General features: G+C 39.2%; 9 protein-coding genes. 6 read left to right on the top strand and 3 right to left on the bottom strand.

The window, feature by feature from the left end:
• Positions 1 to 71: 71 nt before the first annotated feature.
• From AAEY68_RS06350 to AAEY68_RS06335, 4 genes are all read left to right on the top strand, one after another.
• On the top strand, positions 72 to 2,099 hold the full coding sequence (locus tag AAEY68_RS06350; RefSeq protein WP_350585691.1) for a methyl-accepting chemotaxis protein: 2,028 nt from the start codon (positions 72 to 74) through the stop codon (positions 2,097 to 2,099).
• 371 nt (positions 2,100 to 2,470) lie between these two features.
• On the top strand, positions 2,471 to 5,185 hold the full coding sequence (gene secA / locus AAEY68_RS06345) for a preprotein translocase subunit SecA (protein WP_007582061.1): 2,715 nt from the start codon (positions 2,471 to 2,473) through the stop codon (positions 5,183 to 5,185).
• A gap of 68 nt (positions 5,186 to 5,253) precedes the next feature.
• Positions 5,254 to 5,652 (top strand): 8-oxo-dGTP diphosphatase MutT, encoded by a 399-nt coding sequence (mutT, locus tag AAEY68_RS06340; protein WP_010553815.1) that lies wholly within the window; start codon positions 5,254 to 5,256, stop codon positions 5,650 to 5,652.
• A gap of 23 nt (positions 5,653 to 5,675) precedes the next feature.
• Positions 5,676 to 6,743, top strand: coding sequence for a phosphotransferase enzyme family protein (locus AAEY68_RS06335; RefSeq protein WP_024594421.1), 1,068 nt, complete (start codon positions 5,676 to 5,678; stop codon positions 6,741 to 6,743).
• Between the two features lie 288 nt (positions 6,744 to 7,031).
• Here AAEY68_RS06335 and AAEY68_RS06330 read toward each other — a convergent pair whose 3' ends face one another.
• The 3 genes from AAEY68_RS06330 to pmbA form a co-directional block, all read right to left on the bottom strand.
• Positions 7,032 to 9,107 carry a M13 family metallopeptidase gene (locus AAEY68_RS06330; protein ID WP_350585690.1) on the bottom strand — a complete coding sequence of 692 codons (2,076 nt, stop codon included), beginning with the start codon at positions 9,105 to 9,107 and terminating at the stop codon, positions 7,032 to 7,034.
• A 414-nt stretch (positions 9,108 to 9,521) separates the two neighbouring features.
• Positions 9,522 to 10,007, bottom strand: coding sequence for a DUF721 domain-containing protein (locus AAEY68_RS06325; RefSeq protein WP_024589904.1), 486 nt, complete (start codon positions 10,005 to 10,007; stop codon positions 9,522 to 9,524).
• 72 nt (positions 10,008 to 10,079) lie between these two features.
• The gene (pmbA, locus tag AAEY68_RS06320; RefSeq protein ID WP_007582066.1) at positions 10,080 to 11,429 is read right to left on the bottom strand and encodes a metalloprotease PmbA; all 1,350 of its coding nucleotides are present in this window, start codon (positions 11,427 to 11,429) and stop codon (positions 10,080 to 10,082) included.
• A gap of 144 nt (positions 11,430 to 11,573) precedes the next feature.
• Here pmbA and yjgA point away from each other — a divergent pair, with 144 nt between their 5' ends.
• Both yjgA and hemN read left to right on the top strand, forming a co-directional pair.
• Positions 11,574 to 12,107 (top strand): ribosome biogenesis factor YjgA, encoded by a 534-nt coding sequence (yjgA, locus tag AAEY68_RS06315; RefSeq protein ID WP_007582068.1) that lies wholly within the window; start codon positions 11,574 to 11,576, stop codon positions 12,105 to 12,107.
• A gap of 124 nt (positions 12,108 to 12,231) precedes the next feature.
• Positions 12,232 to 13,605: an oxygen-independent coproporphyrinogen III oxidase gene (gene hemN, locus AAEY68_RS06310; protein ID WP_024594419.1), complete on the top strand. Its 1,374-nt coding sequence runs from the start codon at positions 12,232 to 12,234 to the stop codon at positions 13,603 to 13,605.
• Positions 13,606 to 13,655: the final 50 nt, after the last annotated feature.

Raw genomic sequence — 13,655 nt, 5'->3', positions numbered from 1 at the left:
CTAACTTTATAGAGATTTTAAGTAAGATATGATTAGATATAATTTCATAAATAATAAAAATATGCGCACTCATGCTAAATAATTTATCATTACGGAAGAAAATATTATTATTGATTGGTGGAACAATTACCGTTTTACTAATTATCGCCTCAACATTTTTTGTTAAACACATTGCTAATCTCTCTAGAGAAAACATAGAAAACGAAGCACAAAGTTATCTACAGACCGAGCAACTTTCAATGCAAAGTTACTTTGCGATGTACGGTAAAATGGTATCAACCTTTGTTAATAACCCACATTTAATCAACTTTTTTGAAAATTGGGATACTCGCGATCAAGCACTCGAAAGCGCGTCAGGTTACAACGAAGTAAACCAAGACTTTGTGCGTTTAAGCTCAAACGACGAAAACATCTTATCGGCCTTTTTTGCCTCAGCAACCACCGGTGAATACTTTAAAGAAAATGAACGTACAAGTCACTACAACGGCCAGCCTTATTACGCCTACAAGCGTGGTTGGTGGCAAGAAGCCATGCAAGTTAACAAACTTTACGTAGGTCCAATCTCTGTTGATTTAACCACAGGCGTAGCATCTGCAGTAGTACAACAACCTGTTTATAACGCACAGCGTAAACTCATTGGTATGGGCGGTGTTGATTTACAACTAAACAAAATTAACGACATGGTCGAAAATATTCGCTTTAACGGCCAAGGTTATGGATTTTTACTCGATGGAAATCAAAAAGTAGTTCACTTTTCAAAAGCCACTGGACACAAACTTTCAATTACAGATGAAGGTGCAAACGGTAAAGAAGGACTCGATGCGCTTGAGCAACAATTTACAGATACAGCAGGCTTTAAAGAATTAAATACACAAATGCGAAATAACCTTAAAGGCAGCCAAATGGTTACTTTTAAAGGTGAGCAGTTTTATGTGGTTTACCATCGTCTGCAGCTAGAGCAGCCTCATATAGATTGGTATGTAGGTCTACTTATTCCTACTAGCATGATTGAAGAGCCCGTAAATGCCGCAGTAACCGCAACAACAACTGCAGTAGTTATTATCTTAATTATTATATTAGCCATGATTTTATGGGCTACCCATATGATTTCAAAACCCATCACAACACTTACGCATATTATGCGTGATATAGCATCGGGTGAAGGCGACCTTACTCAAAAAATTGATATTAGTAGTCAAGATGAAGTGGGACAGCTGGCCAATCATATGAACACTTTTATTGATAAGTTACGCGCCATGATGCTAGAAACCGCAGCGCAAGCAGAACAGCTAAGTAATGCAGCAGCTCAATTAAGACGTGTTTCAGAGCAAACTAATTCTGAAATTCAGCAAGAGAAGCAGCAAGTTGATAGCGTCAGCGCCGCGGTAACTGAAATGGCGACTACTGTGCTTGAAATATCACGTAATGCACAACATACAAATAACGCAGCTGAAGAAGTTCAGGCAATTACAGCTGAAGGTGCAAGCCGTTCTACACAGGCGCAAAAAGTAATGACTGAACTGGCGTTGCATATTGGCGAAGCATCTAAAGTGGTAGCAGGCCTTGAGCAAGAAAGTAATAATATTGGCGCATTAGTCGATGTAATTAATTCAATTGCCGATCAAACCAACTTACTTGCACTTAATGCGGCTATAGAGGCAGCTCGTGCCGGTGAACACGGTCGAGGCTTTGCCGTTGTTGCTGATGAAGTACGCTCACTAGCAAGTCGCACACAAGAATCAACAGACGATATTCGTAATATGATTTCGCGCTTGCAGCAAATAGCTCAACAGGCCTCAGTGATGATGCAACAAGGACAAGATCAAACCGAGGGCTCAGTACTGCAAACTAAAGAAGTGCTTAGCTCACTTCACAATATTGCGCAGTCGGTCACTAAAGTACAAGACCAAAGTCATCAAATAGCCACGTCAACTGAGGAGCAAACAGTCGTTGCTGAAGATATTAATACGAGCCTTTCGGCAATTAATAACTTAGTGAACAGTACCGCTGACCATGCGCACACCCTCGCTGACGAAGCTCGTGACTTAAGTGATTTAGCTGCAGCACTTAACAAAACGGTTAACCAATTTAAATTATAAAACACTCATTTAATAGCTGTGTTTAAGCGTCAAACTTAAGCGCAGCTATAACCCTTGTTTTTAATTTATTTAGCACCATATCTTTACAGTTCGCTACTATTTTTACTGTAATTGAGTAATACAAAGTTATTTTTACGAACCAGATCAAATTTTTCGATTTTATACACAGATCTTTTTATTGAGATAGTTTGTTGTTTGGCAGAGTCTGGTATAGTAGCGCACGTAATAAACAGTGCTTTTTGAGCGGTTTAATACAATATTGCTAATTAATATGTTCTAAGTGTTATTTAAAAGCACATATTAATTACCAATTGTTAAAAATGGGTTAGCCGATACTCGGCTGACAAAGAATACATTGTAACGGTTTTATCATGATATCTAATTTATTTACCAAGCTTTTTGGTAGTCGCAATGACCGCACTATTAAAAACTTAAGAAAGACGGTCGCGCTAATCAATGCGCTAGAAACGCAACTTGAAGCGCTTTCTGATGAAGATTTAAGAGCTAAAACAGCTGAGTTTAGAGAACGTTACGATAACGGACAAGGCCTTGACGATATCCTACCTGAAGCTTTTGCTGTGGTACGTGAAGCGTCAAAGCGTGTAAATGGCATGCGTCATTTCGACGTGCAGTTATTAGGTGGTATGGTTTTACATCAAGGTCGCATTGCAGAAATGCGTACCGGTGAAGGTAAAACACTAACAGCTACCCTACCAGCTTATTTAAACGGCTTAACAGGCAAAGGTGTTCACGTAATTACTGTGAATGACTACCTTGCTAAACGTGATGCTGAAACCAACCGTGCGTTATTTGAATTTTTAGGCCTTACTGTAGGCTGTAACGTACCGGGTATGATGCCACAGCAGAAGAAGCTAGCTTATACTGCTGACATTACGTACGGTACAAATAACGAATTTGGTTTTGACTACCTTCGCGATAATATGGCTTTTAGCATTGATGAACGTGTTCAGCGTCCATTATTTTATGCCGTAGTCGATGAAGTGGATTCAATCTTAATTGATGAAGCGCGTACTCCGCTTATTATTTCAGGCCCAGCTGAGGACAGCTCTGAGCTATACACTGAAATAAATACCATCGTTCCTTTACTTGAACTTCAAGAAAAAGAAGACGAAGAAGGTGTTGAAGGCGACGGCGATTACACTATTGATGAAAAGTCTAAGCAAGTTCATTTAACAGAACGTGGTCAAATTAAAGTAGAAGAGCTACTTACTGAACGCGGCTTAATTGAAGAAGGCGATTCGCTTTACTCAGCAGCAAGCATTACGCTACTAAGTCACGTTTATGCCGCCCTTCGTGCCCACAAGCTATACCAAAAAGATGTTGATTACGTAGTAAAAGAAAACGAAGTAATCATTATCGATGAGCATACTGGTCGTTCAATGGAAGGTCGTCGTTGGTCAGAAGGTTTACACCAAGCTGTTGAAGCTAAAGAAGGTGTAAATATTCAGAACGAAAACCAAACACTTGCATCTATTACGTTCCAAAACTACTTCCGTTTATACGAAACATTAGCAGGTATGACAGGTACTGCCGATACTGAAGCTTTTGAGTTTCAATCTATCTACGGCCTAGATACTGTTGTTATGCCAACTAATAAGCCAATGGTTCGTGATGATCGCGCCGACTTAGTTTACCTAACACAAGAAGAAAAGTACGAAGCAATTTTAATTGACATTAAAGACTGTCAAGACCGCGGACAACCAGTACTTGTAGGTACTATTTCAATTGAAAGCTCTGAGTATTTATCGCAGTTTTTACGCAAAGAAAAAATTAAGCACAACGTACTTAATGCCAAATTTCATGCGCAAGAAGCAGATATCGTTTCAGATGCTGGCCTACCAGGTACAGTAACAATTGCAACCAACATGGCCGGTCGTGGTACCGATATCGTGTTAGGTGGTAACTGGAATAGTGAAGTTGAAAAACTTGAGAACCCAACTGCTGAGCAAATTGCTGAAATTAAAGCAGCTTGGAAAATTCGCCATGATGCGGTAATTGATGCTGGCGGTTTACATATCATTGGTACTGAACGTCACGAATCTCGTCGTATAGATAACCAATTACGTGGTCGTTCTGGTCGTCAAGGTGACGCCGGTTCTAGCCGTTTCTACCTATCGATGGACGATGCACTAATGCGTATCTTCGCTGGTGAACGCATGACTAACATGATGCGTAAACTAGGTATGCAACGCGGTGAAGCAATTGAACATCCATGGGTAAACCGTGCGATTGAAAATGCACAGCGTAAAGTAGAAGCACGTAACTTTGATGTTCGTAAGCAATTGCTTGAGTACGATGATGTAGCAAACGATCAACGTCGCGTTGTTTACTCTCAACGTAACGAGCTGCTTGAAGAAGGCGATATTTCAGAAACTATCACAGCAATTCGTGGTGATGTTCTTGCTAGTGTAATTGATCAGTACATTGCACCGCAAAGCCTTGCTGAAATGTGGGATATTCCTGGCCTTGAAGAGCGTTTAAAACAAGACTTCTTACTTGAGTTGCCAATCACTCAGTGGTTAGCAGATGACAATAAACTATACGAAGAAAAACTTCGTGAGCGTATTGAGCAGGCGGTTGAACAGTCATACAAGCAAAAAGAAGAGCAAGTTGGCGATTCTGTTTTACGTCAATTCGAAAAAGCGATTATGCTACAAAGTCTTGATCAGCATTGGAAAGATCACCTTGCTGCTATGGATCACTTACGTCAAGGTATTCATTTACGTGGTTACGCGCAAAAGAATCCTAAGCAAGAGTATAAGCGTGAATCGTTTGAGCTGTTTTCTGAAATGCTTGAAAACTTGAAAGTAGATGTTGTAAGCATCCTAAGTAAAGTACAAGTACGCGCAGAAGAAGATGTTGAAAAAGTAGAAGAGCAACACCGTAAAAGTGAAAATGCTCCTCGCGAATACCAACATGAAGAAGCTGAGCAAGTAGGTGGCGAAGCGCCAGCACCAGAAACAGCTACTGTAATGGCTCGTACAGAACCAAAAGTAGGTCGTAATGACCCTTGTCCTTGTAAATCAGGTCAAAAATTCAAACAATGTTGCGGTAAATTAAAATAGCCCAGTATTGTTATTAGCTTATTAAAAAGCGGCGCTAGCGTCGCTTTTTTTTATGGAGTTTTAAAGTAATGACTATAGAAATTGTACATGTAGCTGTTGGTGTTATTAAGAAAAATAACGCTATATTCATTTGTAAACGCGCAGATGAACAACATCAAGGCGGTTTATGGGAATTTCCTGGTGGCAAAGTAGAAGCAGGTGAAAGTGTTTTTGTTGCACTTAAACGCGAGCTTACTGAAGAAGTTGGATTAACGATTCACAGCTCTAGCCAACTTATGGTGATTGAGCATGACTACGGCGATAAATGCGTTAAATTAGATGTACACGTAGTAAGTAACTTTAGCGGTGAAGCACATGGCGCTGAAGGGCAACCTAGTGAATGGGTAGCAATTAGTGAATTAGAAAATTATGATTTTCCTGAAGCTAATGCTGAAATTATCGAGAAAATAGTAGCCCGATACGCATAACAAACTAGGTACAAGTGAGCACAATGAACATCTCAATACAAAATAAGCTAAGCGAACAATTAGCATTAAATCCTGAGTTAACTCAAGTTAGTGTGATTGGTAGCGGCCATATAAATAGTACATGGCTACTTACGTGTATTGATAAACAGTTTATTGTGCAAAAACTTAATACTGAGGTATTTAAATACCCTGCTCAGTTAGTAAGTAATGCAAAACTAATTGAGCAGCATTTAAATACCAAACAACTACAAAGCAACTACCCCCTTGAAACAGTTAAACATATAGCCATACAAAACAACGAACACTTAATAGAAATTGATAGCGCGCATTATCGCGTCCTTAGCTATATTAGTGACAGTTACAGCGAAGACGTTGTTAAAAATGCGCAACAGAGCGAGCAAGCGGCTTACGCCTTTGGCGTATTTGCTCATGCATTACAAGATTTTGATACACAACAACTACATACTGTAATTCCTGATTTTCACAACTTAGCGATGCGCTTTGAGCAATTAAATACCGCAATCACAAATCACTCTGTAAATAGAGTAAAGCACTGCGCTGACGAAATAGAATATTGCTTATCGCAGCAGCATTTAATTACCGAGCTTAGTAGTATAGCTAAGCAGATACCACTTAGAGTGTGTCATAACGATACAAAAATAAATAATATGCTGTTTTGTAGTGCAACTCACAAAGCAAAAGCAGTGATTGATTTAGATACCTGCATGGCGGGATTTAGGCTTTATGATTTTGGCGACATGGTACGCACTTTCTGCTCCCCCGAAGCCGAGGATTCAACAAACTTACACAACGTTATTATTCGAAAAGATATATTTTCAGCCATTGTTAAAGGCTATGTAACGCCATTAAAAAGCAGCATGAGTACAAAAGAACAAGAAAGCCTGCTGTTAGGCGCTAAAATAATGCCGCTCATGTTAAGTGTGCGCTTTTTAACTGATTACTTAAATAACGATGTGTACTTTAAAGTGGCTCATGCAGAGCATAATTTAGAGCGAGCACAAAACCAACTCGCGCTTTATAAAAACATACTCAGTAACGAAAAATGGATGCACCAATGCTTAATGAGCTAAAGCTTATTTAACCTGAACTCTGGTTAAGAGGTTTATTAACGTATTGAATCATGGTGATATTTAAATTTATTTTCTCTAGCCAGAGATTTTTAGTGAAAACAAGGCGAATTTACGCGTCAATAGCTGGCCTATTGCAAGTAAATTCAACGCAGTTAGCGCTGAAAATAGCTGCTTGAGATAGATTTATTATCCATAGTTCAGGTTATTTACAAATTCAAGATACAAAAAAACCAGTAAGCTAAAAACTTACTGGTTTTTTATTAACTTTAAATCAGTCTATTTAGTAAATTACCAAATTTTTACGCGATCTTCTGGTTTGATATACATTTTATCACCTTCTTTTACGTCAAACGCTTCGTAAAACTCAGGCATATTCGACAAGATACCGATTACACGGTAGTGACTTGGTGAATGAGGGTCTGTTAATAAACGATTACGTAACTCTTCATCGCGGTAGTTACGACGCCAAATTTGTGACCAACCCATAAAGAAGCGTTGATCGCCTGTGTAACCATCAATCACTGGTGATTTTTTATCACCTAAAGACAGCATATACGCTTTATGCGCAACCGTTAAGCCACCTAAGTCACCAATGTTTTCGCCAAGCGTTAGCTCGCCATTAACACTTGCATCTTCAAACGGTTTATATTCGTTATACTGTGCAACTAGAGCCGCTGTACGCTCTTCAAATTGCTTAAGGTCAGTCTCACTCCACCAGTTACGTAAGTTGCCATCACCGTCGTATTTAGCACCTTGGTCGTCAAAACCATGACCAAGCTCATGCCCAATTACTGCACCAATTGCGCCGTAGTTTACAGCATCATCCGCTTCTAAATTAAAGAATGGCGGTTGTAAAATAGCTGCTGGAAATACAATTTCGTTGTTTACTGGATTGTAATACGCATTTACTGTTTGCGGAGTCATGTGCCACTCAGAGCGATCAACTGGTTTACCCAATTTAGCAATCATGTCTGCGTATGCCCATTCGCTATAACGAATGTAATTGCCTACTAGCTCATCTGAGTTAATATCTAGCTCAGAGTAATCTTTCCACGTGTCTGGGTAACCAATTTTAGGCGTAAATTTGTCTAGTTTTTCTTTCGCTGCAAGCTTTGTTTCAGGGCTCATCCACTCAAGATTTTCAATAGCAACGCCATAACCTTTAATTACGTTATCAACTAGCTCTTCCATGCGTGCTTTAGCTTCTGGCGGGAAGTTATCTTTAACGTATACCTTACCTAAAATTTCACCAAGTACACTGTTAGATGCATCAACCGCTTGCTTCCAAAGAGGTGCTTGTTCTTCTACGCCACGAAGTGTTGTGCTGTAAAAGTCAAAGTTAAGGTTAACTAAATCTTCACTAAGTAGTTCTGCATAACCACTTACAAAATGAAATTTTAAGTAGTTTTTCCACGTCGCTAAATCAGTGTCTTTGTAAATAGTAGCAAGTGCTTCTAAGTAGCTTGGTTGACGTACAATAATGTCACTTGAACTCACGCCTGCATCTTTAAAGAATGCAGCTAAATCAAGGTCACCCATCAACTTGCTTGCATCTGCTACTGTCATCTTATTATAAGATTTAGTTGCATCACGGCTTTGCACACGGCTCCACTGAGCATCAGCTAGTGTTTTTTCAAATGCAAGTACGCTCTTAGCTGCTTCTGCCGCATCCTTAACGCCTGACTTTGCTAAAACATCAGTGATGTATTGCTCGTAAGAAGCGCGAATTTTAGTGAATTTTTCGTCATCTTTTAAGTAATAGTCACGATCTGGTAAACCAAGACCCGACTGAGATAAATACAATGCATACTCACTTGAGTTTTTAGCATCGTTATTTACAAACCAACCAAACGGTAAAGTACCGCCTTGTTTTTGAATTTTAGCCATTAAACCCACTAAATCAGCTTTAGATTTAACGCTATCAATTGTATCTAATGACGGTTGTAATGGCGTAATACCTAGCTCATTACGCGCATCTTTATTCATATAGCTTTTATAAAATGCACCAATTTTGTACTCATCACTGCCTTTTTTAGCGGCTTTGTTTGCGGCTGCACTTTCAAGGGCTATTTTCATCGCTTTTTGCGACTCATCATATAACTGCGAAAAAGAACCGTAGTTAGATTTATCACCTGGTATTTCAGTTTTAGCTAACCACTGACCATTTACATGGTAGTAAAAATCGTCTTGTGCGCGTACTGAACTATCCATATTAGCTAATTCAATACCAAGCTCTAGTGGTTTTTCAGCGGGTGCTGTTACTACTGGAGTGTCGGTTACTTTTGTTTCTTGTTGTTTTTCACCACAACCTACCAAGCCAAGCGCAAGTGCGATACTTGCAGCAGCCATTGTTACTTTATTCATAATTATTCCGTTTGTTAGTTAGAATTGAATCATACCAATCTGCTTATATATGGGGTCTATTTAACGTTAAGAAAATTACGCTAGAACCAGGCAAAAGTTTTTGTATCTAGTTGCTCTAAATAAAAAATTTTAACGACGTTATAGTGCAATTTAATTCGTTAAATTGATCAAAGACTTATGCAGGTTGGTATCACATACCAACTCCATTAAATTCTTGAATATAGCAGGAGTAAAAATAGCACTGCCTACACGCTTTTACTTAATGGAATGGGTATCAAAGAGCTTTCGATCAATATAAAGCCCACGCAGTATCATAAACCTCATTAAGCCAACAATAAAATGGAATATGTAACAAAGTATTTTGAATGCGGTGAGCTGCCAAATTAGCCCCACCAATAACAAAATGGTGGGTAGTTAAGACTTACTTTTATTTTTTCCGTGAAGCGCTAAACGCTCTAGTTTTTCTTTTAAAGAAGGGGGTGCAGAAGATGCTATCGCGTTTAAGTAATCAGCTGTTTGCTCACTCATTTTACGTGAGTTGGTAACTGCAGGACTACCCGACTTATTCGCTGTACTTAATCTTTGAGTTGCTTGAGGATTTGCAGTTATTTTTATTTGCCCGAGCTCTGCCATTCCAGCGGCTCTAAAATGTGAAAGCATATCCATTTTTAAATAATTAAGCCTAAGCGCGATAGGTGCAGACACCGCCTCTATCATTAGCGTGCCGTCTCGGTAATTACTAACTCGGCATTTATCACCCAACTTAGGACCCAAAAAATCTTTTAATAGGGTTTGCTGTGTATCAAGTGCTTGGCTTTTGCCTGCATAAGCTGATAAACGATTATTTAACCCCGCCATAATATCGGTTAGCGGTTTTGGTGCATATCTATCTTTAGCCATTTTACACCTCGTAAAAGCTCACTTAGACCCAGAGATAATACTCTAGGTCTAAGTATACACTGCGTATTAATACTACGCGCCGGCTATTTGCATTTGCTCTATTAATACTGAGCCAGTTTGAATACCACCACGGCGTTCTATGTCACCACCAATAGCAGATATGCCTTTAAACATATCTTTTAAATTACCAGCAATGGTAATTTCGCTTACAGGATATTGGATTTCACCATTTTCAACCCAAAAACCAGCAGCACCACGAGAGTAATCACCCGTTACGGTATTTACGCCCTGCCCCATTAGCTCTGTAACTAATAAGCCGGTGCCCATCGTTTTTAATAGTGCAGTTAAATCGTTATGAGTTTGCTCAACAAGCCAGTTATGTATACCGCCAGCATGCCCTGTTGGGGTCATATTCATTTTACGCGCGGCATAACTTGCTAATAAATAAGTTTGTAGCTCGCCGCCTTGAATAATTTCCCTATCGAATGTTTTAACACCTTCGCTATCAAACGGTGACGACGCCAACCCTTTTAAAATATGTGGGCGCTCAGCAATATTCACACAATTACTAAATACTTGTGTGCCTAAGCTATCAAGTAAAAAACTTGATTTACGATAAAGCGCACCACCACCAATTGCCGACACTAAGTGACCAAACAATGAATTTGCAATATCGGCTCTAAAAATAACAGGCACTTTCATTGTGCCTAACTTTTGGCTATTTAATTTAGCCAATGTTTCAGCTGCTGCTTCAAGCCCAACTGCCGCTGCGTCATTTAAACCCGCTTGATCGCGTGCAACAGTATAAGCAGAGTCGCGTTGCATCTGCTCACCATCTTGACCAATTACCATAGTACTAATGCTATGACGAGTGCGTGGAAAGCCAGTTATCAAACCATGGCTGTTACCATAAACACGTAATCCTTGGTGAGATGAAAAACTCGCGCCATCAGAGTTAACAATACGCTCATCTGCGTTTAATGCAGCTTGCTCAGCAGCATGACAAAGCTCAATGCCTTCCTCAGGGCTTACATCCCAAGGATGGTATAAATCTAAATCTTTAGGATTAAATTCAAGCAATTCTTTATCAGCAACGCCGTTAAATGGGTCATCCGATGTAAATTTGGCTATATCAATCGCTTTTTCGACTACCATGCGCAATGTTTTTGGATTTAAATCAGCGGTTGACGCCGAACCTTTATTATTACCAACGTATACACTAATGCCTAAGCCGCCGTCCTGGTTAAACTCAATGGTTTCTACTTCACCCATTCGTGTACTAACCGATAAACCAGACGTGCTAGACATGGCAGCTTCTGCAGCTGTAGCGCCTAATTTTTTAGCATGTTCGAGTACTTCTGCTACCGCATCTTTAACTTGCGATATTTGAGAATAAATTGGATCGTTTTGTTGGCTTTTCATAAATTAAGTCCTGAGCCTTAGAGGCATAATGCACGCATTTCTTATATTTAAATGCTAACACACTCAATGCATCACATCAGCTAATATTCCTAAGTATCATATTCATGTATAATGGCAAAAGTTATTTTTATTTAAGAGCACCCCATGGCAAAGAAAAAAGGCAAGCCTGCTGAAATTGAAGAAGAAATTGAATATGTATCAAGAACGGAACTTAAGCGCGAAGCGCAAGAGTTTCATCAGTTAGGTACTGAAATTGCCAAAATGGGTAAAAAACAGCGCGAACGCCTGCCATTAAATGACGATTTAAAAGCGGCAATGGTTGTTGCTGATAAAATAAGTAATAAAAGTGACGCGTACCGCCGTCACTTAAACTACATCGCTAAAACGTTGCGTACTGTAGAAAACATTGACGCTATTAGAGCGATTATCGATGTAATGCTTAATAAAAATAACCAAGCTGAAGTATTGGTCAAAAAAATTGAGCAATTACGTTCAGACCTAATTGAACAAGGTGATGACCTTATCAATGAGACTATTGAACAGTTTCCGTCTCTTGATCGTCAGCAAATGCGTCAATTGGTTCGTAATGCGGCAAAAGAAGCGAAAGCTGAAAAGCCGGGTAAAGGTTATAAAGAGTTATTTCAATATCTCAAAGATGCCCATACTGTTACGTATTAATTAGACCGCATTAATTGATATTTTATTAAAAAAGGTGCTTCGGCACCTTTTTTGTTATAGATCAAACCGCCTCACTGCGTACTTTTTTATAATCACCCCCTAAATAAATACTTAGGTGCGCGTGATGATTAAACTTCCACACTGGGATCAGACCCTAATAAACAAATATAATGTGTCTGGCCCACGCTATACCTCGTATCCCACCGCTCTATCGCTGCGTGATGGGTATCAACAACAAGACCTACTAAACGCTGTAGAATCATCAACGAGTCGTTCACTCTCTTTATATATTCATATTCCGTTTTGTAGTCAGCTTTGCTACTACTGTGGCTGTAATAAAATAATTACCCGCCATCAATCTAAGGCCGATACGTATCTCGACTTTTTAGCAAAAGAAATTACTGCCCAAGCTCATTTATTTAAAAACTACACGGTTGAGCAATTACATTTAGGTGGCGGTACTCCCACCTTTTTAACCGCAAAACAAATGACTCGTCTAATTAAGCTTTTAGAGCAGCACTTTGATTTTACAAGCACAACAGAGCGCGGCATTGAAATAGACCCACGCTCACTTGCCGATAATATGCTTGTTGATTTAAGAATGCTTGGCTTTAACCGTGTCTCATTTGGGATTCAAGACTTTAACGACGACGTGCAACTTGCTGTTAATCGCCCGCAAAATGCAGATACGGTCAAGCAATTAATTACACAAGCTCGCGAGCTGGGATTTCAATCTATTAATGCAGATATGATTTACGGGCTTCCTCTGCAAACGCCAGAGAGCTTTAAGCAAACTATAGAGCAACTTATTGAGTTAAGCCCTGACCGAGTATCGGTGTTTAACTACGCGCATTTACCAGAGCGCTTTGCCGCACAGCGTAAGATTAAAGATGCAGATTTACCCAGTTCACATAATAAACTCACTATGTTTAAAAACACGCTGGAGCAGATGACGCAAGCAGGCTATCAATTTATTGGTATGGACCACTTTGCAAAAACCGATAACGAACTAGCTATTGCGCAAAATGAAGGCAAGTTACATCGTAATTTTCAAGGTTATACAACACATGGAAATTGTGATTTATTAGGCTTAGGCGTGTCATCAATTTCACAAATTGGCACTGCCATTTTACAAAATCAAAAAGAATTAAAACATTATTACCACAGCATCGAAACACAAATCGGCTGTGCTCTTAATAAAGGTATGCACTTAACACATGATGATGTAATTCGTGCTGATGCAATTAAGCAGCTCATTTGCCAGTTTGAATTAGATATACAAGACTTTAGCGAAAAGCATGCGCTTATATTTAATGACTACTTTGAGGATGCATTAATTGCGCTTACGCCACTTATAAAAGATGAACTAGTCACTATAAATGATAATAAAATTAGCGTAACGCCACGCGGCAACTTATTCATTCGTATTATTTGCATGTGCTTCGATGCTCATTTACAAAAACAAATAAATGCGACGCGTTTTTCACGAGTGATTTAGCAGATCACTAATTTAATGCAATTAGTATGAAAATTTTTACGCATAAAAAA

This window comes from Pseudoalteromonas sp. RB2-MNA-CIBAN-0110 (assembly GCF_040309305.1).
In the GTDB taxonomy this organism is placed as follows: Bacteria; Pseudomonadota; Gammaproteobacteria; order Enterobacterales; family Alteromonadaceae; genus Pseudoalteromonas; species Pseudoalteromonas arctica.
The sequence above is the reverse complement of the archived record's forward strand: the minus strand, read 5'-3'. Positions and strand labels throughout refer to the sequence as shown.

What these genes read in the sequence shown, in the direction of transcription:
- AAEY68_RS06350 (WP_350585691.1), top strand. Translation starts at nt 72, where the DNA reads ATGCTAAATAATTTATCATTACGGAAGAAAATATTATTATTGATTGGT.
- secA (WP_007582061.1), top strand. Translation starts at nt 2,471, where the DNA reads ATGATATCTAATTTATTTACCAAGCTTTTTGGTAGTCGCAATGACCGC.
- mutT (WP_010553815.1), top strand. Translation starts at nt 5,254, where the DNA reads ATGACTATAGAAATTGTACATGTAGCTGTTGGTGTTATTAAGAAAAAT.
- AAEY68_RS06335 (WP_024594421.1), top strand. Translation starts at nt 5,676, where the DNA reads ATGAACATCTCAATACAAAATAAGCTAAGCGAACAATTAGCATTAAAT.
- AAEY68_RS06330 (WP_350585690.1), bottom strand. Translation starts at nt 9,107, where the DNA reads ATGAATAAAGTAACAATGGCTGCTGCAAGTATCGCACTTGCGCTTGGC.
- AAEY68_RS06325 (WP_024589904.1), bottom strand. Translation starts at nt 10,007, where the DNA reads ATGGCTAAAGATAGATATGCACCAAAACCGCTAACCGATATTATGGCG.
- pmbA (WP_007582066.1), bottom strand. Translation starts at nt 11,429, where the DNA reads ATGAAAAGCCAACAAAACGATCCAATTTATTCTCAAATATCGCAAGTT.
- yjgA (WP_007582068.1), top strand. Translation starts at nt 11,574, where the DNA reads ATGGCAAAGAAAAAAGGCAAGCCTGCTGAAATTGAAGAAGAAATTGAA.
- hemN (WP_024594419.1), top strand. Translation starts at nt 12,232, where the DNA reads ATGATTAAACTTCCACACTGGGATCAGACCCTAATAAACAAATATAAT.